The following is a 23,753-nucleotide window of genomic DNA, read 5'->3' on the forward strand; positions in this document are numbered from 1 at the left end:
ATTGTCTGGGAACATCCCGAAAAATCCAACCCCTTAATAAGATTTCCCCCTCGGAAAGCAAGGGGGAAAGTGGAAGAAAATTACTGGGAATTTAGAGAAATATGCTTTCTAAACATATTATACGAGGGAGGTGTAGTGTTGAAGCTGGTAATAGTTGAATCACCGACCAAAGCAAAAACGATTAACAGGTTTCTGGGAAAAGGTTATAAGGTTGCCTCTTCGATGGGGCATTTAATCGACTTACCAAAGAGTCAGCTGGGTGTTGAGCCTGAGACAGATTTTCAGGTTAAATACATAACTATCCGTGGCAAAGGCAAGATTTTAGCCGAGCTCAGAAAGCTGGCCAAAAAAGCAGACCACGTATATCTTGCAACTGACCCCGATCGGGAAGGGGAAGCGATTTCCTGGCATTTACTACGAGATTTTAATATGGATGAGGATATGCCCTGTCGGGTGGTGTTTAATGAAATTACCCGGACTGCGGTTAAGAAAGCCTTTGAAAGCCCGCGTAAGCTAAATTATCAGTTGGTCGATGCCCAACAGGCACGGCGAGTTCTGGATCGACTTGTGGGGTATAAAATTAGTCCAATCCTCTGGCACAAGGTAAAAAAGGGATTGAGTGCCGGGCGGGTCCAATCAGTTGCCCTGAGTATGATTTGTGAGCGGGAACAGGAGATAGACAAGTTTGTTCCCCGGGAATATTGGTCGATTGAGGTTGAATTTGTTCTCGGGTCCACATCAGTCACAGCGAAACTGAGCAAGGTTCGGAGGCAAAAACCGGAGCTGGGCTCAGAGGCTGATGTCCAGAAAGTGAACGCATTGTTGAACGCTGGCGAGTTCAGCGTTCAGGCGGTAGATTCCCGTATTCGCCAAAAACATCCTGCGCCTCCGTTTACAACATCCACATTGCAACAAGAGGCCGGGAAAAAACTTGGGTTCAGCGCCCGCAAAACCATGACGGTGGCCCAGCAGCTCTATGAAGGTATTTCAATGGGTAAACGCGGCGCCACAGGTTTAATAACATATATGCGTACAGACTCTGTACGGGTATCTGAGGAGTTTCAGAGCCAAACACTTAACTGGATACAGCAACAATTTGGCAGCGAATATGCACCCGACAAGCCCAGACAACACGCTACCAAGAAAGGGGCCCAGGAAGCCCATGAGGCAGTGCGGCCAACAGATATCGAAATAACACCGGAAATAGCCGAGGATTACTTGAATCGCGAACAATTGGTGTTATACCGTCTGATTTGGCAGCGTTATATGGCCAGTCAGATGACATCGGCACGCTTCCGCCAGCATACGGTCACTATTTCCGGCAATGAATGCGAATTGAAGGCCTCGGCCCAGGAATTGGTTTTCCCGGGATTTCTCGCGGTAATGGAGCACGCTGGGAATGACAGTTCCAATAATCTGGCTGAAATTGCCCAGGGCCAGAAGGCGAAGGTTAAGGAGATTCTCCCTCAACAACATTTCACCCAGCCGCCCCCACGTTATAACGAATCGTTACTGGTCAGGAGTCTTGAAAATAACGGCATCGGGCGTCCTTCTACCTATGCGCCAATCATCGAAACCCTGCTTCAGCGGGGATATGCCGAGCGTAAGGATGGAAGGCTGTTTGCCACTGAATTGGGCCATATGGTCAATGAACAGCTAACACAATTTTTTCCTGATATCCTGAGCGTTGAGTTCACAGCACGTTTGGAGGCGCAACTGGACGAAATTGCAGAAGGCAATTTGGCTTGGCGGGATGTGGTCAGCGATTTTTATCAGGGATTCAAAGACTCAGTGGCCAAGGCAGAAGAAGAGATGGAGCACCTGGAGGTTAAGGACGAGGTCAGCACCGAAGTATGTGAACACTGTGGCCGTAACATGGTTGTCAAGGCGGGACGGTTTGGGAAATTCCTTGCTTGCCCCGGTTATCCTGAATGCAAGAACACCAAGCCCTTCTTTCGCCCCATAGATGTGCCATGTCCTCAGTGCGGGGCTGATATCGTTCAATTGAGAACCAGGAGAGGCAGAACTTTTTACGGCTGTAAAAATTACCCTGATTGCGACTATCGTTCCTGGAAGCAACCGGTGGCTGAGAAATGTCCTCAGTGTGGCTCTTTATTGCAGGTAGAGAAAAAAGACCTCCTGGGCTGCAGCAGCCAGGAATGTGATTATACACAAAAAAGGACGGAATGAATTTGGAAACAATTAAAGTGATTGGTGCAGGTCTGGCTGGTTGTGAAGCTGCTTGGCAACTGGCAGAGCGGGGCTGCAAAGTCGAGCTTTATGAGATGCGGCCGGGGACAATGACCCCTGCCCACAAAACAGCTGCAATGGCTGAGCTGGTTTGCAGCAATTCACTGGGAGCCAGCAATATCGACACAGCTTCCGGTTTGCTAAAATTTGAGTTGCAGCAACTGGGATCGCTGATTTTGCAATGCGCTGAAGCAGCAATGGTTCCTGCCGGCGGCGCTCTGGCGGTGGACAGAAGTCAATTCAGTCGGCTTGTCTCAGAGCGCATAGAGAATCATCCCAATATTACCGTCGTCTCTGAGGTTGTCACGGAAGTTCCCAAACCGCCTGCGATAATAGCCACCGGACCGTTAACAGACGATAGATTTGCCCAACAACTCACCCAATTGCTGGGCACTGAGATGCTTGCCTTTTATGACGCTGCAGCGCCGATAGTTTATGCGGAAAGTGTTGATTTTTCTAAAGCTTTCTGGGGCGCCCGTTACGGTAAGGGCGGTGACGACTATCTGAACTGTCCGCTTACAGAGGACCAGTATCAAGCTTTTTATGAACAACTTGTGAACGCACGCCAAGTGGAGTTGCATGATTTTGAGCGACGCTTTTTCGAACATTGTCTGCCGGTGGAAGAAATGGCACGGAGGGGTTATCAGACCCTGACCTTTGGTCCATTAAAGCCGGTTGGGTTAACGGATCCTGCCTCCGGCGAAAAGCCCTATGCAGTAGTTCAATTACGTAAAGAAGACGTACATGGTCAGCTCCTGAACATGGTCGGCTTTCAGACTAATCTGCTCTGGCCTGAGCAAAAACGGGTGTTCCGCATGATTCCTGCCCTCAGAGAAGCCGAATTTGCCCGTTTGGGGGTAATGCATCGAAATAGCTATGTCAACGCCCCAAAGGTGTTAGCAAAAAATTATGAATTGAGAAGGCATCCCGGTCTATACATAGCGGGGCAGCTCTCCGGAGTTGAAGGATATGTGGAATCAGTTAGTTCCGGCCTGGTGGCAGCTTTAGACTTGGCCGCTAAAATTAATGGCCGCAGTGAAATCAACTTGCCGCCGGAAACTCTGGTTGGCAGTTTGACGCAGTTCATCACCACTGTCAATAAAAATTTTCAGCCCATGAACGCAAATTTTGGTCTCCTGCCGCCCGTCGATAAACGGGGTGGAAAACGCGAACGCAGAAAAGCTGCTGCCCACCGGGCGCGGGAAAATATATTTCTGTTTGCTAAAAATTTGAACAACTAATCTTGTCTTTATTGTTATGCTCTGTTATTATAGGGGAAGGGTGATTTGTGGTGGACGGATTAACTGGGTTTATCGACTGGTTACAAACCAACAGTTTTTCACCCGAAACGATAAAGGCGTACCGGCAGGATCTCCAAGAATTTATCGACCACACAGATAAGAGCTTTGTCACGATTGACAAAAATGACATCCGCGCCTATATGGCTTTTGTTCAAAAACGCGGATGCGCTCAACGGACAGTGGCCCGTAAATTAGCTGCATTGCGCACTTTTTTCAGGTACCTGCAGCTGATGGAAGTCTTGTCCCATAACCCTGTGGAGGCGGTGCGAACTCCGAAATTTCCGCGCTCGTTGCCAAAATTTCTCTACCCAGATGCAATTAATGAGCTCCTGGCGTTACCGGCTAATGATACGCCTTTGGGAGTCAGGGATAGGGCCCTGCTGGAGGTGCTTTACGCCACCGGCATCAGGGTTGGCGAGCTGGTAGCACTGTGTGTTTCCGATTATCGCCCGGGGTCTCAGCAGTTAAAAATCACAGGCAAGGGAAATAAGCAAAGGCTGCTGCCACTTTATCAGCATGCTGTAGTCGCCTTGGAAACGTACTTAGAGGATGGTCGTCCACTGCTTTTGGCATCAGACAGCCAGCAAATTTGGCTGAATAAAGACGGATATCCCCTCACTCAACGTGGTGTCCGCTGGATTTTGGATAAATATTGTAAACTGCTTGCTGAAGCCAAGAAGCTTTCTCCCCATACCATCCGGCATTCTTTTGCCACCCATTTGCTGGAGAACGGCGCTGACTTGCGGACAGTGCAGGAGTTACTGGGGCATGCCAATCTTTCTTCCACGCAAATCTATACCCACGTCACCCGGGAACGCCTAAAGGCGGTTTATTTAAACCATCACCCCAGGGCATAACACAAAAAATTTAATCATCAGGAGGTAATTATCGGTGCTGGATTTATTACAAAAAACCCGCAGGCTGAATAAAATTTTACAGACTGCAGCGGGAAAACCTGTGAACTTTACAGAACTGGCGGAAGTATTGGATGAGGTAATTGATGCAAATGTGTTTGTGCTTAGCAGAAAAGGTAAATTGCTGGGTCATTCCACTGTAAACGGAATCAACTGTTCTCAATTCACGGAAACTATAATCCCCAACAGGGAGTTCCCTGGCGAATTAAATGACGAGTTGTTAAAGGTCACTGAAACCTTGGTAAATGTTGAGTCCGGGGCCTTAAAGGGTGCGAGCGCAGAGATCGATGACTGTCTGTTTAAACAAAATACGACCACGATTGTACCGATTGTGGGTGGCGGCGAGCGGCAGGGAACACTGATAGTGACCCGTGTCGGCGATGGGTTCAACGATAATGACATTATACTAGCTGAGTATGGCGCCACTGTTGTTGGTATGGAAATCCTGCGGGCCAGGTCTTCAGAAGCGGAAGAAGAAAACCGCAATCGCGCTGTGGTGCAAATGGCGCTGGATACTTTGTCTTACTCTGAGCTGGAAGCCGTAGAACATATTTTCGCCGAACTCAATGGCAGCGAAGGTCTGCTGGTTGCAAGCAAAATAGCAGACCGGGTCGGTATCACCCGCTCAGTTATTGTCAATGCGTTGCGCAAGTTTGAAAGCGCCGGAGTGATTGAGTCCCGCTCCCTGGGTATGAAGGGAACCTTTATTAAGATTCTTAACGACCAGTTGTTGCCCGAACTAGAAAAGCTAAGAAAAAAGTAAGCACTCGCAAGAGTGCTTGTTTTTTTGGCAGGAATTGCTTGTAAAATGTCGAAAAGAAAGTTAAATAAGCAATCGAGGGGGCAATGGTACATTGAACAGAAAAAAAAGGATCTTAATTGTCGATGACGCTGCATTTATGCGCATGATGATTCGCGATATACTGACCAAAAATGATTTTGAAGTGGTTGGCGAGGCAGCTAATGGCGATGAGGCGTTGAGCAAGTATACTGAGCTGCAGCCGGATTTAGTTACCCTGGATATAACTATGCCCGGAATGGATGGAGTTTCGGTGCTCAAAAAAATCCGGGAACATGACCCCAACGCCAGGGTGGTAATGTGCTCCGCCATGGGACAGCAGGCAATGGTGGTCGAAGCAATTCAAAATGGCGCCCGGGATTTTATCAACAAGCCCTTTCACCCCCAAAAAGTAGTCGATACTCTGCGCAAAGCCCTGAATTAGGGTGGTGATTTCAATGGACAACAAGGCTTATTTGCCAATTTTTTTAGATGAAACAAGGGAAAACATTCAGTTGATTTCGGAAAATCTTTTGACTTTGGAAGAAAACCCTGCCAATCGTGACGCCCTGGATGAACTATTTCGGGCAACACACACAATTAAAGGCATGTCTGCCACCATGGGTTACGAAGGGATCAGCCTTCTGGCCCATGAGATGGAAAATTATCTTGACATGGTCCGCAACGATGAGGTTACTTTATCATCGTCTGTAATCAATGCTTTCTTTGAAATCGTAGATGAGATTGAGGCTAATATTCGCAGTCTAGAGGAAAACGGCACCTGCAAGGGGACCAATCATACGTTAATCAATTCTATTGCCACATTGCTCAAGGAGCATTGCCAACCCGAACCGGATGATACCGGTGCAAATAATAAAATCGAAATCCGTCTGGAGCTTAGCGATGACTGTGCCTTAAAAGCAGCCCGCCTACTTACAGTCTACAACCGGCTGGATGGAATTGGGAATATAGTCACTTCCGAACCCGGGTATGAAGACCTAGTTGCTTCCCGGGCAGACAAGTATTTTACATGTATTCTAGACACAAATGCCAGTCAGGAGCAGCTAGAAGCAGTTCTGGATAACTGTATGGATTTACAGGATTACTCGATTGTGCCATTAAAGCCCGTTGAACAGGAGAACCCTGAGCCGGCTCCCGACACGCTTACACGGGCTAAGTCCCATCATACAATTCGCATTGATACCGATAAGATGGATCACTTGTTAAATCTTGTCAGCGAATTGGTCATTAACAAGACTTCTATACAGCAAGCTGCCGCCCAGGCGCCGGAGATGACCGATAATGTAGAACATTTACATCGCCTGACCAGTGATCTGCAGGCAATTGTAATGAAGATGCGGATGATCCCGATTGAAACAGTTTTTAATCGTTTTCCCCGGATGGTCAGGGACTGCTCCCGTTCGCTGGCTAAGTCGGTGCAGTTGCAAATCTTCGGGGGAGAAACTGAACTTGACCGGACCATTATCGAAGACATCGCTGACCCACTGGTGCATCTGATTCGTAATGCGATAGATCACGGCATTGAATCCGAAGAAGAGCGGAAGGCTGCGGGTAAAACTCCCCAGGGGACAATCGTCCTTCGGGCCTTTCAAACTGGTAACCAGGTAATTATTGAAGTATCCGATGATGGCCGCGGACTCGATTTGGAACGAATACGCCAAAAGCTCAGAGAGCAAAACCTCGCTCTCCCCGCAGATATTGGCGAATGGGAGTTAATGAATTCCATCTTTATGCCAGGCTTCAGCACTTCCTCCGCAGTCACTGATATCTCTGGCCGGGGAGTGGGGCTGGATGTGGCCAAGAAATCAATCGAGGCCATGGGAGGCACTATTCAAGTGGCCAGCGAACACGGTCTTGGTACAAATTTCACCATCCGGCTGCCGCTAACTCTGGCAATTATCCAGGGGTTGTTGGTTCAGAGCGGGCCGGAAATATACGTCGTGCCCCTGAGCTTCGTGCGTGAGACAGAAATAATATACCGGGAAGATATCCAAAAAGTGGGGAGCCAGGATATTGTCATGCTTCGTGGTAAAGTTTTACCGGTTGTTAATTTATGTGATTTAATGCAGGTCCCAGACGCGGTTCCCGGGGAAGAGCTGAACCTGGTAATTGTTCGCCAGGGCAATCGTGAACTGGGTTTGATAGTCGACGACTTGCTGGGACAGCAGGAAATCGTTATTAAGACAATTAACTGGGGCGATGTATATTTTAAAACATTCCTGGGCGCTACAATTCTGGGGGATGGCAGTGTAGTGCTTATCATTGATGTTAATACGCTGCTGGTTCCGTTTAAAGACAAGGAGGATGGTAAGGTTGGCGAATCAATACGTAATATTTGAATTAGCAGATGAGTTTTACGGAGTGGACATACACCAGGTTCGGGGCATTGAGAAACCGATGTCTCTAACCCGGGTCCCCAATGCCCCGGAGTTTGTCCAAGGAGTATGTAATTTGCGTGGCAGTGTTATTCCCGTCATCGACCTGCGTCGTCGTCTTGGACTGTCTGCGGGGACAGAAACTAAAAACACCCGCGTTTTAATAGTTAATGTCGATAAATATACTGTCGGTATGGTTATCGACAACGCTAATGATGTAGTTAATATCAATCCCGATATGATAGAGCCTTCTCCGGCATTGGTTTCCGGAATCGATTCGGAATTCATCCGTGGAGTTGCAAAAATAAACAACCGACTTTTGGTTTTGCTCGACTTGAACAAAATCTTGTCAGTCCAGGAAATCAGTGATTTGGAGCAAATTAACTGATGGACGGAATCAAGCGTTTATCTTTTATCCAGCAAGATTTGTTGAAGGAGTTAGGTACCATTGGCACTGGCAATGCAGCAACGGCTATGGCTGAATTGATTGGGACTAAAATCACCATTACAGTGCCGACTGTGGAAATTCTGCCTTTTGCCCGAGTGACCGATTTTGTTGGCGGACCTGATAAGATACTGGGTTGCGTCTATTTGGATGTTCACGGTAGTCTTCCAGGGACAGTGCTGATACTTTTTGAAAAAGCGGCAGCTGAGGGTTTACTCAAACAGATAATGTTTGGCGCCGAAGTGAACCTTCTCGAGATGAACGAAATGGAACAGTCAGCTCTTAAAGAAATCGGCAACATTCTTTCTGGTTCGTACTTATCTGCCCTGGCCGATTTTACTGGTCATAAAATGATTTCCTCCGTCCCCAACCTGGCAGTTGATATGGCTGCCGCTGTCCTTAGTGTGCCCATGAGCAAACTTGGCCGGAGTGCCGATTATGCCCTGCTTATCCAGGCTGCCTTCTTTGAAAACCAAACCAGCAACGGTTGTGTGGTTTTTATTCCACAACCTGACTCTACCGAAAAATTGTTGAGGATTTTTGGAGTCCGGGAATATGACTGATAGCGTTCAGCAAATCGGTATGGCGCAGCTGACAGTTGAGCGGGCTCCTATGCTGATCCGCAGTTCCGGGTTGGGGTCCTGCCTTGGTGTAATAATCTATGACCCTTTCACTGCCACCGGTGCAATGGCTCACGCAATGCTGCCTTATTACCGTCAGGGTCGACAGGGCAATAAGGCCAAATATGTTGACACGGCAATCGAGGTAATTCTGGCCGAAATGAAAGACAGGGGCTGCAAAAAGGAGAATCTGATTGCTAAGTTGGCCGGCGGCGCTCAAATGTTTCCTGACGCAGACAGAGATGTGCTGGTAATTGGCAAAAAAAATATTCAGGCAGGCAGGGAATGCCTGGCTGAACTTGGGATTCCCATTGTGGCGGAGGACGTGGGCGGGAATAGTGGCCGTTCCTTGGAATTCGACTGCGCCACCGGTGACCTAACAATAAAAACTATCACGAATAAAACCATAATTTAGCAGTAAGTGCGTAATATCCGCAGCTAAAATAGATATACTACCTTAGGGGGTGTATCAAATGGCAGCAAAAAAACGTCTTACTGCTTTTTTCGGTGGTGTTCTAGCCGGAATATTGATTTCACTGGTAATAATGACAGGTTTGGTATACCTGGGCAGCAAACAAGCTGTCGTGGTGCGGATTAATACCAATCTTCTAGCCGACACTCTCGAGGGTTCTGCACAGTATTTGGTGGAAAGCTCGATTCCAATTTACTTGGATGATGTCAAAGGCAATGTTCCGGACGTAATTGGTTCCCGTGTGGAACAACAGTTTGATGATGCGCAACTAACCATGGGAGGCGTTTCATTCTCTCTGCCTCAGGAATTTGTTTACCAATTGGAAACTAATTATCAGGAAAGTTTAGTTCAGTCACTCAATGAGCTTCTGGATACGATGCCTGTAGAGGCGCTCAGCGATGAACTGGGCGAGGAAATTTCTGGAGCAGTTATCAATTCCCTGTACAGCGAATTCAATCATAAAATATTTGAATTCGAGTTCCTCTGGGGATTAATCACGTTACCGGTGCAAATTGAGCTCATCGATATTCCCGGCGAGGATGATGTGAAATTGATTTTTGCGCCCAATGGTATTTAAGCGTATTCAAACACCAAGTCCAAAGTAAGGGCTTTTTGACACTTAGAAGTTGGTGTCAACAACCGCGGTTTAAAGCCAGGTAAAAAGAAAGGTATTTGGCTGCAGCGTTAAAAAACGTGGTTGTCAAGCAAGTAACAATTTGGTATACTTCTTTGGTGAGCACACACACCTGTGGATGTTTGCCCTGGTGCCCGTCAGGGTTGGGTCAACAGTTGAAGCAGGTGGAGGAAAAACCAGAGAGGAGGTGTAGGTATGTCTGTTGTTACCATGAAGCAATTGTTGGAGGCCGGTGTTCATTTTGGTCATCAAACCAGACGCTGGAATCCTAAGATGGCGCCATACATTTTTACCGAGCGTAACGGTATCTATGTCATTGATTTGCAAAAAACTGTACAAAAGTTGGACGAGGCATTTGCTTATGTCAAAAACTTGATAACTGACGGTGGCTCCCTGATGTTTGTGGGTACCAAAAAACAAGCTCAGGAAGCGATTGAAAAGGAAGCTACCCGGTGTGGTATGTTCTATGTCAATCAGCGTTGGTTGGGCGGAATGTTGACCAATTTTGACACAATCAGCAAGCGGGTACAGCGGTTGAAGGATCTTGAACAGATGGAAGAGGATGGTACTTTTGACGTCCTGCCCAAAAAAGAAGTTATTAAGCTTAGACATGAACGGGATAAGCTGGATAAATTTCTTCGCGGCATCAAGGAAATGCATAAACTCCCCGATGCCCTGTTTGTGGTAGATCCCCGTAAAGAGAAAATTGCTGTGGCCGAAGCCAGAAAGCTCAATATCCCGATTATTGCCATTGTTGATACCAACTGTGACCCAGACGAAGTTGATATCATTATCCCTGGCAACGACGATGCTATCAGGGCTGTTAATTTGATTTCCGGATGCATGGCCGATGCAGTCTTGGCAGGTAAACAGGGTGAGCAGATAGCAGAATAAAAGTGGAGGGTGAGAGTAAATTGCTTGTTTACTCTTACCTTTTTTAAATCAGCAACAGAGCTAGGAGGAATGAACATGGTTAGCAGTGATAAGATCAAAGAACTCCGTAGTATTACCGGAGCGGGTTTCCTCGATTGCAAAAAAGTGCTAGTAGAAACTGACGGGGATATGGATAAAGCTGTCGACATACTTCGGGAAAAAGGGCTGGCTGCTGCCGCCAAAAAGGCAGACCGGGTTACCGCAGAAGGGATTGTTGATTCCTACATACATGGTAACGGGCGTATCGGCGTATTGGTTGAAGTCAACTGCGAGACAGATTTTGTGGCTAAAACAGATGATTTCAAGAGCTTTGTTCATGACATTGCCATGCATATTGCTGCTTCTGATCCCCAGTACGTCAGCAGTGATTTGGTTCCTGCCGAAGTCACTGAGCGGGAGCGTTCTGTGCTGTTGAATCAGACAATTAACGAAGGCAAAAAACCGGAGATTGCAGAAAAAATCGTTGCCGGCCGCATGGCCAAATTTTACAAGGAAATATGTCTATTGGAGCAACCTTTTGTCAAGGATCCGGATATCAGCGTTCAAGATTTAATTAAGCAAAAGGTAGCTCAATTTGGCGAGAATATCACCATTCGCCGGTTTGCACGCTTCGCCATGGGTGAAGGACTAGAAAAGCGGGAAGACGATTTTGCTGCCGAAGTGGCGAAGATGCAAAAACAGTAATTAGGAGCACGTAAGTGCTCTTTTTTCTGAAAAGAAGGGATTGCAACAAAAACGTCGAAATTAAAATTGGAGGGAAAGTAAGTGGGGGTTATATATAAGCGAGTTGTCTTGAAACTCAGCGGCGAAGCTCTTTCCGGGGCCAAGGGGTTTGGAATCGACGGAAATGTTATCCGGGAGACCAGCAAACAGATTAAACAGCTGACAGACATGGGCGTTGAGGTTGCCTGTGTTGTTGGTGGAGGGAATATCTGGCGCGGTGCAACAGCACGTCATGAAGGAATGGACCGGGCTACAGCCGATTATATGGGTATGCTGGCTACGGTTATCAATGGACTCGCTCTGCAAGATGCTCTTGAAAATTGTGGAGTCATCACACGGACACAGACTGCAATTGAGATGCGCCAAGTGGCTGAGCCATACATACGTCGCCGCGCTATCCGACATCTGGAGCGGGGCCGGGTTGTGATTTTTGCCGCAGGAACTGGTAATCCCTATTTTTCTACGGACACCACAGCTGCTTTAAGAGCGGCCGAAATTGAAGCCGATGCAATCCTTATGGCCAAGGGTAATGTCGACGGAGTCTATGATAAAGATCCCCTGAAAGAACCAGACGCCAAGTTCTTCCCGGAACTGACCTATATCGAAGTTTTAAAGCTAGGACTTGGCGTTATGGATGCTACTGCCGCTTCACTTTGCATGGATAATAAAATCCCGATTATCGTATTTTCGATGGCTGAAGACGGCAATATTGTCAAAGCTGTTTGCGGTGATAAAATAGGTACAATAATAAGGGGGTAGAAAGGTGTTAACTGAGATTTACAGCGAAACTGAATCTAGAATGGCCAAGGCAATTATCGCGCTAAAAAATGATTTTAACAGCGTCCGGGCCGGTAGGGCGAATCCAGCGTTGTTAGATCGGTTGGTGGTTGAATATTATGGAGTGCCGACGCCAATAAAACAAATGGCCAATGTTTCGGCTCCGGAACCCCGGCTCTTGGTGATACAGCCCTGGGACAAGACATCACTGCCTGATATCGAAAAGGCGATTCAAAAGTCTGACCTTGGTCTCACTCCCAACAATGACGGCAGCATCATTCGTCTAGCAATCCCCCAATTAACTGAAGAGCGACGGAGTGAATTGGTACGCGTTGTCCGTAAGAAAGCTGAAGATGGACGTGTATCAGTGCGTAACATTCGCCGCGACGCCAATGATATGATTAAAGACCTTGGTAAAGAAGGGGAAATTACTGAAGACGAGGAGAGAAAGGGTCAGGAACAGATCCAAAAGATTACCGACGACTTTATCAATCAGGTCGATGACCTCCTGGCAAAAAAAGAAGCCGAAATCATGGAGGTATAAACGCCCCCTTTGGGGCGTTCTTCACTGAGGGGGGAAGCTGATGTTTGGCAAATGGTTTTTGGCAAAGCGCAGACACAAGCTGCGGAAGGATAAAATTCCACGCCATATCGCGATAATAATGGATGGTAACGGCCGCTGGGCACGGCGCCGGGGGCTGCCCCGGGTAGCGGGCCATAAAGCGGGCATGGATGCAATTCAACGTTGTCTCGAGGGAATGCGCTCATTGGATGTAAGGTATTTAACCCTCTATGCCTTCTCCACTGAGAATTGGCGACGCCCCCGGACCGAAGTGGATTTCCTGATGGATTTACCCAAACAGTTTATTGGACAAGAGTTGGACACACTAACTAAAAACAACATTCGCCTTGGAGTTATTGGCGATTTAGATGGTCTACCACAACATACCCGGGAAGCTATTTGTCATGGAATAGAAAAGACCAGAGACAATGATGGACTTTTTTTAAACTTTGCGCTTAATTACGGGGGGAGGGATGACTTGGTCAGGGCGGCTCAGATAATCGCCCGCCAGGTCGCTGCCGGTGAACTGAGCCCCGACCTGATAGACAAAGAATCACTGTCTGCAGCCCTTTACACCAGAGGTATTCCCGATCCTGATTTGGTGATACGGACAAGCGGTGAAGTCCGAATCAGTAATTTTATGCTTTGGCAGATTGCTTACTCAGAATTATGTTTTGTTGACTGTTTTTGGCCAGATTTTGACGAGGAGCATCTGCTGCGGGCCGTTGAAACGTTCCAGCGCCGCAATCGTCGCTTCGGCGGGGTCTAAGGAGGACATATGCGAGCAAGAATTATAACAGCTGCACTTGGGTTGCCACTGGTATTGGCAGCGGTGTATCTGGGAACTTGGTATTTTTTTATTGCAATTGGTATAGTGACTGTGTTGGCTCTGTATGAATTTTCTACGCTGTTTTATGTGAAAAAGGCATGGCTTTGGAGCCTTGCTCTGACGTTACCCTGGTATTTGAATCTTGCCGTCGATGGACTGATTTCTGCGGACGTCTATCTGCTGCTTTATCTGACAGTTGTTCCAATAGTGGTGCTGGTTCTACTCAACAAGACACTGAAAATTCCCCAGGGACTGGCGCTTATTTTCGGCGGCCTCTATATCCCGATGTTGCTATCGACTTTAGTGTTGATTCGTCAGTTGAACAACGGGCTTGCCTTGGTGTTTGCGGTGCTCTTTCTCACTTGGGGAACCGATACAGGGGCATACTTTATCGGTAAAGCCTTTGGCAAAGCAAAGCTTGCGCCAATGATTTCTCCCAATAAGTCCTGGGCAGGCGCAATTGGTGGTCTCGGCGCCGCTGTGATTATTGCCTTTGTATTTGGAATACTAACAGATGCCAATCTTTATGGTATAATTGCCTGGGGCTTTGTTGTGTCGACCGCTGGCCAACTGGGTGACCTTTGTGAATCGGCAATTAAGCGGTTCGCAGGCATTAAAGATTCAGGCAACTTGCTGCCTGGGCATGGTGGATTTTATGACCGGATCGACAGTTTGTTGTTTACATCGGCAATCAGTTATATCTTCTTTACGGTGGGTATATAGATATATGAAGCGGATTGCAATTCTTGGTTCAACTGGATCGGTGGGCAAACAGACATGTGCTGTCCTATCGCGATATCCCGATAAATATCGAGTGGAGATTCTGGTTGCCCGGCAAAGCGTAGATGTTATCGAACAGCAAATCAAAGAATTTTCTCCCCGTTGGGTCGTGTTAACCGAACCTGCGGCGGCACATGCATTAAAGAACAGAATTTCCCACCTCGATAATGTTGAGATTCTATCGGGAGTTCAGGCGGTTATTCAAGTGCTAGAACACGTACGCCCTGATCTCTTGGTGGCAGCTATGGTTGGCAGCTCCGGGTTGTTGCCGGTTGTCAAGGCGATCGAGTATGGAATTGATATTGCCCTGGCTAACAAAGAAGTTTTGGTAATGGCGGGGGCATTAATTAATCGGTTACGTCGTAAACACAATGTCCGGATTCTGCCCTTGGACAGCGAACACTCTGCTATTTTTCAGTGTTTGTCCGGAACCCAGCATCAGGACCTTAAGCGGATTGTACTAACCGCATCCGGCGGCCCCTTCCGGGGGCGGACAGTCAGAGAACTGAAAGCAGTAACGCCCGCTGAAGCGGTGGCCCATCCCAACTGGTCGATGGGCGCAAAAATTTCCGTTGATTCGGCAACGCTAATGAATAAGGGTTTGGAAGTGATTGAAGCTCATTGGTTGTTTGGCGTGCATGTGGACCAAATTAAAGTATTGGTTCACCCGCAAAGCATAGTTCACTCGATGGTTGAGTTTAAAGACGGGTCGGTGCTGGCGCAATTGGGTGTTCCTTCTATGGAATTGCCAATTCAGTTGGCGTTGTCTTGGCCTGAGCGTTGGTCAAGTCCGGATGAGTATTTTGTTGACTGGCTAAATCTGCCATCCTTGACTTTTGAGGCGCCGGACAACGAAACATTTCCCTGTCTGAATCTAGCATATCAGGCCTTAAGAGCCGGTGGTAATGCGCCAACTGTGCTGAGCGTTGCCAATGACATCTGTGTGGAGGCATTCTTGGAAACCAGGTTGGAATTTTTAATGATTCCACAAGTTATCGAAATGGCACTGGCGTCGGTTCCCCATCGGGAAGCGTTGGAATTAGATGAAATACTGACTTCGGTTGCGGCGACAAAGGAGATTGTGCCCGGAGTTATTAATAATATGAGGTGATTTTTTATGACTGTTTTGGTGGCAATGATTGTTTTCGGTGTCATCATTTTAGTACATGAGTTGGGGCATTTTTTGGCCGCCCGGCGAGTTGGCATTGATGTCGAGGAATTTGCAATCGGTTTTGGGCCGAAGTTGTTCGGCTTTAAGCCCGGGGCAACTCAATACTCTGTACGGTTGCTCCCCCTGGGGGGCTACGTGCGCATGCTGGGTGAAGAAGAAGATTTATATACCGAAAACCCTGGCAGCTATCAAAACAAAACTCCGCTCCAGAGGATGTTTGTTATCGCCGCCGGTCCGGTAATGAATTTTGTCTTAGCGCTGGTGCTGTTTATGGTTATTTTCGGCGCCTTTGGCATTTACGTCAATGAACCGCTGATAGGCAGCGTTACTCCGGGCCTGCCGGCCGCCGAAAGTGGCTTGCAACCGGGTGACAGAATACTGAGCATGAATGGCACAGAACCGGAAACCTGGACTGATCTGCAGCAATATATTCATGGTAGTGATGGTCAACCAATAAACATGACTGTTCAAAGGGATGCACAGATGGTTGAGCTAACTGTCGTTCCCCGGGATGCCGGCGAATTTTACGAAATTGGCATTGGGATGTCAAGTCGTCGCTTACCGGTCTTGGAAAGTATAAAAAGAGGGTTTCAGGAGACTTACTACCTGACCCTGGCAATTTTTGAAAGTATAGTTATGATTTTTACCAGGCAAATTCCTGCAGAAGATATTGCCGGTCCGATTGGAATAGTCCACTTTATTGGTCAGGCAGCACGCGCTGGTATCATTAACGTGCTCTCCCTGGCCGCTCTAATCAGCGTCAATCTTGGTATTTTCAATCTTCTGCCAATCCCCGCCTTGGATGGCAGCAAATTGGTCATCCTTGGGGTAGAGCTTGTGCGGCGCAAGCCGCTGGACCCCCATAAGGAAAACCTGGTCCATTTGGTCGGATTTGCCCTATTAATCTCACTGATGATTTTTGTTATGTATCAAGATATTCTCCGGATATTAAATATGTAGGTGAGGGACTTGCTTAAGCGTAGAAAAACACGCCGTGTCCGGATTGGTAGTTTGTATATTGGCTCCACAGAGCCGGTCTTGATCCAATCAATGACCAATACGGATACAGGTGATATTAATGCAACTATAGATCAAATTCGGGCACTGACAGAGGCCGGCTGCGAAGCGGTGCGCATTGCTGTGCCAGATAAACGTGTCGTTGGTGGCCTTACCCGAATAAAAGCTGCCGCCACAGTACCTTTAATTGCAGACATTCATTTTGACCTTTCATTGGCTCTCGACGCGTTGGCGGCCGGTTTCGATAAGCTGCGTATTAATCCCGGCACATTGGGAAATTCTCGCCTTTTGCGGGAAGTTGCTAGAGCTGCAGTTGACCAAGATGTCTCGATTCGAGTAGGTGTAAACTCCGGCTCCATACATCGTGGCTATGCAAATTTGCCCATGCATGAGGCACTGGCCAAAAGTGCTGAATATTACTGCCAACAGTTGGAGTCCTTTGGCTGTCATAACTTAGTCGTATCGCTTAAGTCGTCCTCGGTGGAACAGACAGTGCTGGCCACGCGACTATTTGCCGCCAGCTCAGACTATCCATTGCACCTGGGGGTAACGGAGGCCGGAACATTATCCGGCAGCGTAATTAAATCGTCCATTGGCATCGGTACGCTCCTGGTGGACGGCATCGGCGATACAATTCGGGTTTCTGTCACCGGTTCTCCGCTGGAAGAAATTCCGATTGCCCGTGGCATTCTACGGTCGCTTAATTTACGTCCGGGATCGGAGCTGGTAAGTTGCCCCACCTGCGGGCGCTGCAGTTTTCCTTTGGCGGAGGCGGCCCAGCAAGTGGAGGAGCGCCTGAATAAGAACAACTGCCAGTTGAAGGTCGCAGTCATGGGATGCGCGGTAAATGGCCCCGGTGAGGCCAAAGAAGCCGATTTGGGGATTGCTTTCGGCCCGCACAAGGGAGTGCTGTTTGCAAAAGGAGAGGTTGTAAAGACAATGCCCAACTCCAAACTGGTCAAAGAATTGCTGACCAGAATCGAGCATGTTTGTAAGGGCGATCAGGAGAGGAGGGACTGAAATGAAAGTTGCTGCCATCGTTCCTGCATATAATGAAGAAAATACGATTGCTGCAGTTGTCAAAGTTTTGTTGGCTTCAACCCTGATTGACCAGACTATTGTTGTCAGTGACGGCTCAACTGACAATACCGCAACCATTGCCTCCCGGTTGGGGGCGTTGGTGGTTAATCTGCCGGAAAACGTCGGCAAAGGCGGGGCAATGATGGCCGGCATCAAACAGACTGACGCGGATTACATAATGTTTTTAGATGCTGATTTAATCGGGTTGCAGAAGCGCCATATCGAGGAATTACTTGCGCCTGTTATCGAAGGTAATAACGATATGTCTCTGGGGGTTTTTAAGAAAGGCCGACGGACAACCGATCTCGCTCAAAAAGTTGCCCCTTACTTAAGCGGTCAGCGAGTGATTTGTTCACGTTTATTAAAGTCAATGCCAGATATTGATATTGCCCGTTTCGGTGTGGAGTTGGCGTTGACCCGCTATGTTGAAGAGCATGAAATTCGCTATGAGGTTGTTGAGCTTGATGACTTGAGTCATGTAATGAAAGAAGAAAAGCTGGGTTTTTGGAAAGGGTTTCGCGCCCGTTTAAAAATGTACTGGGAGATTTTAGCTTACCTCTTGAAAAACTAAGCCAGAGGTGATGTAAGTGCTGGCAACGATTGTTATTCGACTGCTCTTTTCCGTTATGTTGGGCAGTGTAATTGGTCTGGAACGGGAGATTAATAATCATCCCGCTGGTTTCCGCACCCACGTTCTTGTCTGTGTAGGGGCATCCTTGTTTACGCTGCTCTCCATTACTGCCTTCGATAATTCAGACTCTGCCCGGGTCGCGGCGCAGATTGTCAGCGGCATCGGCTTCCTGGGTGCTGGAACAATTATGCGTGAAGGAACATCTATTCGCGGACTGACCACCGCGGCCAGTCTCTGGGCTGTGGCCGGTGTGGGCATGGCCGTGGGCAGTGGTCAATATATCGCTGCTCTGCTGACCGCAGCCCTGATTGTGGTAGTACTGTGGTTGTTCAATAATCTCGAGCTGCGCTTGTTGCAGCGTCAGTATTTTTATCTTTCGCTTGTTATATCCGATGAGCCGGGGCAGCTGGCGAGGGTGAGTGCCGCCCTGGGGGAGATGGGTGTTTCGATAAAGTCAATTCAGATTGCGCAGAAAGCTGAGGAAAGGGCTCAGCTTGACATTGGCATCAAAATTCCCGCCCCCCTGAATATTCAAGATATGATTAATCGTTTGACTGAGATTGAAGGCGTATTCACCATCAAGTTCGAGGAGAACTGATTTTTAATTCCTTGCTCCCAGAAAAAGGCTATGGTATAATATCTTGAAGGAGTGGGGCAGCCCACTCTTTATACTTAACATAAAGAGAGGTTTTATCATGGATAAGAAAATCACGGAGTTAATCTGTGATCTCCTACCCGAGGACATGGAGCTGGTTGAACTGAAATTCAATCGAGGCCCTAAACTCCATATAGAAGTCTTGCTGGATAACGAAGGGGGTATTTCTTTCGACGATTTAACTAAGGTCAATCAACGCCTTGGCGCCCGTTTGGAAGAATTGGACCTTATTCCCGACCCCTACATTCTGGAAGTAGCTTCAGCCGGACTGGAACGGCCGCTGACTCGTCCGGAACATTTTGTCCGTTTTCAAGGCAAGAAAGTTAAAGTCAAGCTCATCAAGCCCGCGAAACATGTTGAAGGTATCATTCGCGCCGCCGACGATAACCAGGTTGAACTTGAGTGTAAGGGAGAGATTATCAAATTTGACTACAATAATATCAAAAACGCCCGTCTGGTTTTTGAGTTCTAAAGGAGGTAGCTTTGATGGATGTTTCTGAGTTTGTTGAAGCTCTAGAGCAGTTACATTCAGACCGCAAGATACCCAAGGAAGTTCTGTTTGACGCTGTGGAAGCGGCACTGGTCTCGGCATACAAAAAAAATTTTGGGCAGTCACAGAATGTCCGTGTTGAACTAAATCGCGAGAGCGGGAAGATCCTTGTTTTTGCGCAGAAAGAAGTTGTTGAGAACCTAGAGAACCCTCAGGAAGAAATCTCTGTTGCGGATGCAAGAAAAATTAACCCGCTATACAATGCTGGTGATATCGCAGAAGTCGAGGTTACCCCGAAAAATTTTGGTCGCATTGCTGCACAAGCCGCCAAGCAGGTTGTAATTCAAAAAATTCGCGAGGCAGAGCGGGACACTATCTATGAAGAATTTGCCAATCGAGAGTCGGAAGTAGTATACGGAACAGTTCAGAGTATTGAATTAGGTAACGTATATATTAACCTGGGGCGGACCGAGGCAATCCTGCCACCCACCGAACACCTGCCTGGAGAGACGTACAAGCCCGGCGAAACCCGGGTTAAGGTCTACGTGCTGGAAGTAAAGAATACTTCCAAAGGTCCCCAGGTTTTTGTTTCCCGGACTCATCCCGGTTTGATTAAGCGTCTTTTTGAGCTGGAAGTTGCTGAAATACAAGATGGCACCGTTGAAATCAAATCTGTTTCTCGAGAGGCCGGGCATCGTTCCAAAATTGCTGTTTGGTCTGCTGACCCCAATGTTGACCCCGTTGGAGCCTGTGTCGGCCAAAGGGGGCAAAGGGTGCAGGCGGTGGTAGGTGATCTCCAGGGGGAAAAGATTGACATCGTTCGTTGGAGCGAAGATCCTCGGGTATATGTGTCCAACGCCCTTAGTCCGGCCAAGGTTTCAGACGTGAATATTGATGAGGAGCAGAAGGTGGCGCAAATTATAGTCCCCGACAATCAATTGTCGCTGGCGATAGGCAAAGAAGGTCAGAACGCCCGCCTAGCGGCCAAATTAACAGGCTGGAAAATTGATATAAAAAGCGAGTCACAAATGGAAGCCATGGGAGTTGAGGCAATTGCCGAGGAATAAGCGGATTCCCATGCGGCAGTGTATTAGCTGCCGCACTCAAAGACCCAAGCAAGAACTAATTAGGATAGTCCGGACACCTGCAAATACTCTAGCTCTAGATACAAAGGGAAAAATGGCAGGCAGAGGCGCCTATCTGTGCCCGGGCAGCACCTGTCTGGAGAAGGCCCTTAAACGTAATCTAATAAAGAAGCATCTAGAGATAGCCCCTGATGCCGAAACCACAGCCAGTTTATTGACCGTTGCCAATGAGTGTCCAGAAGATTAAAGCCATGCTGGGATTCGCCCAGCGTGCCGGGAAAATAGTTGCCGGTAACAATTTGGTTTTGCAGGCAATCAGTCGTCCCAAACCAAAGGGGTTGGTTTTGGTCGCTGACAATGCTTTGACGCCAACAGGCCAGGCCTTGATTGACAAATGTCGGGCTCGCGGTGTTCCGGTTTTCCGTGTTCCGTTGGAAATGGATGCCCTTGGTCAAGCGATAGGTAAAAACAGGCGTGGCTATGTCTATGTGGATGACCCCGGATTTGCTGCACGAATCACAGAGTTATTAAAGGAAGTTGAGGTGTTGCCTTTTGAGTAAGATAAGAATTTATGAATTGGCCCGGGACCTGAATCTCGACAGCAAAAAAATAGTCGGTCTGGCAACTGAGCTAGGCATGGACGTCAAAAACCATATGAGCAATCTTGAACCCCAACAGGTGGAAGTAATCAAGCAAAAACTTAACGCCAAAGGGGACTCCAATGAGCAAGCTCCAAAAGCGTCAAAGAGTAAGCCGACTCAAAAGCCGCCTGCCCAAAGCGGCAAAAAGGAGGTCGCCCAGGCTAAACCGATCCAACTTTATGCCAGGCCTTATACGGTGGCAGAACTCGAGAAACTGGTAAACATTCCTAGCACCAGGATGATAAAGGCCCTGATTGGTTTAGGTGTGATGGCCAATGTCAACCAATCGCTGGATTCTGAAACTGTCGAGATTCTTTTGGCGCAGTTGAGTGTCGAATATGAAATAATCCCAGAGCCAAAGACTGAAAGCGACGATTCTATTGAAGAAATAACCGGCGACCTGGAAACGCGCCCACCGGTGGTTACAGTGCTTGGCCATGTCGACCATGGAAAAACAAGCTTGCTGGATGCGATGCGACACGCCAATGTCACAGCCAGTGAGGCGGGTGGAATCACTCAGCATATTGGCGCCTATCAAGTCGAGCATGAGGACAAAAAAATTGTCTTCCTTGATACGCCCGGGCATGAGGCATTTACTTCAATGCGGGCCCGTGGTGCTAAGGTCACCGACATTGCGATATTGGTTGTCGCGGCAGATGAAGGGGTTAAGCCCCAAACAATCGAAGCTCTGAATCATGCAAAAGCCGCAGGCGTTCCTGTAATCGTCGCTCTGAATAAAATGGATAAACCAGGGGCAAACCCTGACCGGGTCAAGCAGCAGCTGTCACAATATGACTTGGCGCCTGAGGACTGGGGTGGCGACACAATTTATGTTGAGGTTTCGGCCCAGACCGGCGACGGAATTGATCAGCTCCTGGAAATGATCCTGCTGGTGGCCGAAATGTCTGAACTCCAGGCGGTCAGCGAATGTAGAGCTAGGGGCACTATCATCGAAGCTAAGTTGGATAAAGGTCGGGGTCCGGTTGCAACAGTGCTTTTGCAACACGGCACGCTGCGGGTAGGCGACCCGGTTTTCAGCGGCTCGGCATATGGTAAGATTCGGGCGATGTTTGACGACAAAGGTCAACGAGTCATCAGTGCCGGCCCTGCAATGCCGGTTGAAATCTGGGGCCTTTCCGACGTGCCCGAAGCAGGCGCTTTGCTGGAGTGTGCTCCCGATGAAAAAACCGCGCGTCAATGCGCTGAAAAACAAAGTTCCCAGGCCCGGGACGCAGAATTAGCTCCCAAATCTGCGATGTCCCTCGACGATGTATTTAAACAAATGGAGCAGGGAGAAGTTCGAGAACTGAACCTTTTGATAAAAAGTGATGTTCAGGGTACAACCGAAGCCCTGAAACAGGCGCTGTCCAAAATTCAGGAAGAAGATATTAAAGTAAACATTATTCATGACGGCGTCGGCGCCATAAACTCATCTGATATTATGTTGGCATCGGCATCCAACGCCATTATCATCGGGTTTAATGTTCGTCCGGACGCGGCCGCCTCCCGTCTGGCTGAAGAAGAAAAGATTGAAATTCGACTATATCGAATTATCTATGAGGTTATCGAAGATGTCAAAGCTGCGCTCAAAGGATTACTTGACCCCGAATTTGAGGAATCTGTAATCGGCAGGGCTGAGGTCAGGAACCTGTTTAAGTTTTCCAAACTGGGTACCATTGCCGGCAGCTACGTTACCGATGGCAAATTAGTTAGTTCGGCGTTGGTGCGTCTGATTCGGGACGGAGTTGTAATCTATGAAGGCAAATTGTCTTCACTGAAACGATTCAAAGATGATGTCAAAGAGGTAAACTCTGGTTATGAGTGCGGGATAACCCTGGAAAATTTCCAGGATATTAAAGAAGGCGACATCATTGAAGGTTATGTAATGAAACAAAAATAACCGGAGGGCTCAAGATGAATAGAACCAGGGCCAAAAAAATGGCTGAAATCGTCAAAGAAGAAGTTAGTGAAATTATCGCTGGAAAGCTGAAAGATCCGCATTTGGGGTTTGTAACCATCACCAGTGTTGATGTAACCAATGACCTGCGGTATTGTAAGCTCTATGTCAGCGTCCTGGGTTCAGAAACTGAAAGGACCAATTCTTTCAAGGCTCTGGAAAAGGCCACTGGTTTTATACGCAGTGAACTTGGCGCCAGAATTCGGGTGCGCCATGTTCCGGAAATTAAGTTTGTTCTGGACCAGTCGGCTTCTCACCAGGAAAAAATCAATGAACTTCTGCAAAAGTTGCACAGTGGAGCAGAAAATGACCGTTCGGATTGAGGAGATGCAGGCAATCAGGGAACGCCTGCTGCGGTGTCGTCAGGTATACGTCTTAAGTCACCCTAACCCTGATGGCGACAGCATCGGTTCCACTGTCGGCCTGTGCCGTTTGTTATTGGCTGCCGGAGTGGAGGCAATACCGGTTATTCCCCAGCCGGTCCCTGAAAAATTTCTATTTCTTTTGTCAGGACTGCATTGGCTGCCAGGTCCCCTTGACGTGACTGGCAAAGAAGTCGTGGTTCTTGACAGCAGTGACTGCGCACGACTGGCTGAACACGGCTAGTCGCTA

Annotated in this window: 28 protein-coding genes; all 28 read left to right on the plus strand. The window is 48.0% G+C overall.

The window, feature by feature from the left end; genetic code table 11:
- Positions 1–114 precede the first annotated feature (114 nt).
- Positions 115–2,190, plus strand: a complete 2,076-nt coding sequence (gene topA, locus FH749_03010; protein MTI94444.1) for a type I DNA topoisomerase — start codon at positions 115–117, stop codon at positions 2,188–2,190.
- Complete coding sequence (locus FH749_03015; protein MTI94445.1) at positions 2,187–3,491, plus strand: methylenetetrahydrofolate--tRNA-(uracil(54)-C(5))-methyltransferase (FADH(2)-oxidizing) TrmFO; 1,305 nt, start codon at positions 2,187–2,189, stop codon at positions 3,489–3,491. Before topA ends, FH749_03015 begins: the two co-directional genes overlap by 4 nt.
- Positions 3,492–3,538: 47 nt before the next feature.
- Positions 3,539–4,408, plus strand: a complete 870-nt coding sequence (locus FH749_03020) for a tyrosine recombinase (protein ID MTI94446.1) — start codon at positions 3,539–3,541, stop codon at positions 4,406–4,408.
- 37 nt (positions 4,409–4,445) lie between these two features.
- Complete coding sequence (gene codY, locus FH749_03025; GenBank protein ID MTI94447.1) at positions 4,446–5,228, plus strand: GTP-sensing pleiotropic transcriptional regulator CodY; 783 nt, start codon at positions 4,446–4,448, stop codon at positions 5,226–5,228.
- A gap of 136 nt (positions 5,229–5,364) precedes the next feature.
- The gene (locus FH749_03030) at positions 5,365–5,688 is read left to right on the plus strand and encodes a response regulator (protein MTI94448.1); all 324 of its coding nucleotides are present in this window, start codon (positions 5,365–5,367) and stop codon (positions 5,686–5,688) included.
- Positions 5,689–5,701: 13 nt separating this feature from the next.
- Complete coding sequence (locus tag FH749_03035) at positions 5,702–7,603, plus strand: chemotaxis protein CheA (protein ID MTI94449.1); 1,902 nt, start codon at positions 5,702–5,704, stop codon at positions 7,601–7,603.
- Positions 7,569–8,027 carry a chemotaxis protein CheW gene (locus FH749_03040; protein ID MTI94450.1) on the plus strand — a complete coding sequence of 153 codons (459 nt, stop codon included), beginning with the start codon at positions 7,569–7,571 and terminating at the stop codon, positions 8,025–8,027. Before FH749_03035 ends, FH749_03040 begins: the two co-directional genes overlap by 35 nt.
- On the plus strand, positions 8,027–8,647 hold the full coding sequence (locus FH749_03045; GenBank protein MTI94451.1) for a CheY-P-specific phosphatase CheC: 621 nt from the start codon (positions 8,027–8,029) through the stop codon (positions 8,645–8,647). The genes FH749_03040 and FH749_03045 overlap by 1 nt, the downstream gene beginning before the upstream one ends.
- Positions 8,640–9,119 (plus strand): chemotaxis protein CheD, encoded by a 480-nt coding sequence (locus FH749_03050; protein MTI94452.1) that lies wholly within the window; start codon positions 8,640–8,642, stop codon positions 9,117–9,119. The genes FH749_03045 and FH749_03050 overlap by 8 nt, the downstream gene beginning before the upstream one ends.
- A gap of 58 nt (positions 9,120–9,177) precedes the next feature.
- Complete coding sequence (locus tag FH749_03055) at positions 9,178–9,753, plus strand: hypothetical protein (GenBank protein ID MTI94453.1); 576 nt, start codon at positions 9,178–9,180, stop codon at positions 9,751–9,753.
- A gap of 252 nt (positions 9,754–10,005) precedes the next feature.
- Entirely contained in the window at positions 10,006–10,704 is a 699-nt protein-coding gene (gene rpsB, locus FH749_03060) for a 30S ribosomal protein S2 (GenBank protein MTI94454.1), read from the plus strand.
- Between the two features lie 75 nt (positions 10,705–10,779).
- Positions 10,780–11,427, plus strand: a complete 648-nt coding sequence (gene tsf, locus FH749_03065; GenBank protein MTI94455.1) for a translation elongation factor Ts — start codon at positions 10,780–10,782, stop codon at positions 11,425–11,427.
- 81 nt (positions 11,428–11,508) lie between these two features.
- Positions 11,509–12,225 (plus strand): UMP kinase, encoded by a 717-nt coding sequence (locus FH749_03070; GenBank protein MTI94456.1) that lies wholly within the window; start codon positions 11,509–11,511, stop codon positions 12,223–12,225.
- 4 nt (positions 12,226–12,229) lie between these two features.
- Positions 12,230–12,787 carry a ribosome recycling factor gene (locus FH749_03075; GenBank protein ID MTI94457.1) on the plus strand — a complete coding sequence of 186 codons (558 nt, stop codon included), beginning with the start codon at positions 12,230–12,232 and terminating at the stop codon, positions 12,785–12,787.
- A 40-nt stretch (positions 12,788–12,827) separates the two neighbouring features.
- Positions 12,828–13,574 (plus strand): isoprenyl transferase, encoded by a 747-nt coding sequence (locus FH749_03080; GenBank protein ID MTI94458.1) that lies wholly within the window; start codon positions 12,828–12,830, stop codon positions 13,572–13,574.
- Between the two features lie 9 nt (positions 13,575–13,583).
- The gene (locus FH749_03085) at positions 13,584–14,357 is read left to right on the plus strand and encodes a phosphatidate cytidylyltransferase (protein ID MTI94459.1); all 774 of its coding nucleotides are present in this window, start codon (positions 13,584–13,586) and stop codon (positions 14,355–14,357) included.
- Positions 14,358–14,361: 4 nt separating this feature from the next.
- Positions 14,362–15,525 carry a 1-deoxy-D-xylulose-5-phosphate reductoisomerase gene (locus tag FH749_03090; protein ID MTI94460.1) on the plus strand — a complete coding sequence of 388 codons (1,164 nt, stop codon included), beginning with the start codon at positions 14,362–14,364 and terminating at the stop codon, positions 15,523–15,525.
- Between the two features lie 6 nt (positions 15,526–15,531).
- On the plus strand, positions 15,532–16,545 hold the full coding sequence (gene rseP, locus FH749_03095) for an RIP metalloprotease RseP (protein ID MTI94461.1): 1,014 nt from the start codon (positions 15,532–15,534) through the stop codon (positions 16,543–16,545).
- Positions 16,546–16,554: 9 nt separating this feature from the next.
- Complete coding sequence (ispG, locus tag FH749_03100; protein ID MTI94462.1) at positions 16,555–17,622, plus strand: flavodoxin-dependent (E)-4-hydroxy-3-methylbut-2-enyl-diphosphate synthase; 1,068 nt, start codon at positions 16,555–16,557, stop codon at positions 17,620–17,622.
- 1 nt (position 17,623) lies between these two features.
- Positions 17,624–18,253 (plus strand): glycosyltransferase family 2 protein, encoded by a 630-nt coding sequence (locus FH749_03105; protein MTI94463.1) that lies wholly within the window; start codon positions 17,624–17,626, stop codon positions 18,251–18,253.
- Between the two features lie 16 nt (positions 18,254–18,269).
- Positions 18,270–18,911, plus strand: a complete 642-nt coding sequence (locus FH749_03110) for an MgtC/SapB family protein (GenBank protein ID MTI94464.1) — start codon at positions 18,270–18,272, stop codon at positions 18,909–18,911.
- A gap of 97 nt (positions 18,912–19,008) precedes the next feature.
- Positions 19,009–19,440, plus strand: a complete 432-nt coding sequence (locus FH749_03115) for a ribosome maturation factor RimP (GenBank protein ID MTI94465.1) — start codon at positions 19,009–19,011, stop codon at positions 19,438–19,440.
- 14 nt (positions 19,441–19,454) lie between these two features.
- Complete coding sequence (gene nusA, locus FH749_03120; GenBank protein MTI94466.1) at positions 19,455–20,525, plus strand: transcription termination/antitermination protein NusA; 1,071 nt, start codon at positions 19,455–19,457, stop codon at positions 20,523–20,525.
- A 10-nt stretch (positions 20,526–20,535) separates the two neighbouring features.
- Positions 20,536–20,790, plus strand: coding sequence for a YlxR family protein (locus tag FH749_03125; GenBank protein MTI94467.1), 255 nt, complete (start codon positions 20,536–20,538; stop codon positions 20,788–20,790).
- Entirely contained in the window at positions 20,771–21,103 is a 333-nt protein-coding gene (locus tag FH749_03130; protein ID MTI94468.1) for a hypothetical protein, read from the plus strand. The genes FH749_03125 and FH749_03130 overlap by 20 nt, the downstream gene beginning before the upstream one ends.
- Positions 21,096–23,084 (plus strand): translation initiation factor IF-2, encoded by a 1,989-nt coding sequence (infB, locus tag FH749_03135; protein MTI94469.1) that lies wholly within the window; start codon positions 21,096–21,098, stop codon positions 23,082–23,084. Before FH749_03130 ends, infB begins: the two co-directional genes overlap by 8 nt.
- A gap of 14 nt (positions 23,085–23,098) precedes the next feature.
- On the plus strand, positions 23,099–23,464 hold the full coding sequence (gene rbfA, locus FH749_03140; GenBank protein ID MTI94470.1) for a 30S ribosome-binding factor RbfA: 366 nt from the start codon (positions 23,099–23,101) through the stop codon (positions 23,462–23,464).
- Positions 23,448–23,747, plus strand: a complete 300-nt coding sequence (locus tag FH749_03145) for a hypothetical protein (protein ID MTI94471.1) — start codon at positions 23,448–23,450, stop codon at positions 23,745–23,747. Before rbfA ends, FH749_03145 begins: the two co-directional genes overlap by 17 nt.
- Positions 23,748–23,753 lie beyond the last annotated feature (6 nt).

Source organism: Bacillota bacterium (assembly GCA_009711825.1).
Lineage (GTDB): Bacteria > Bacillota > Proteinivoracia > UBA4975 > VEMY01 > VEMY01.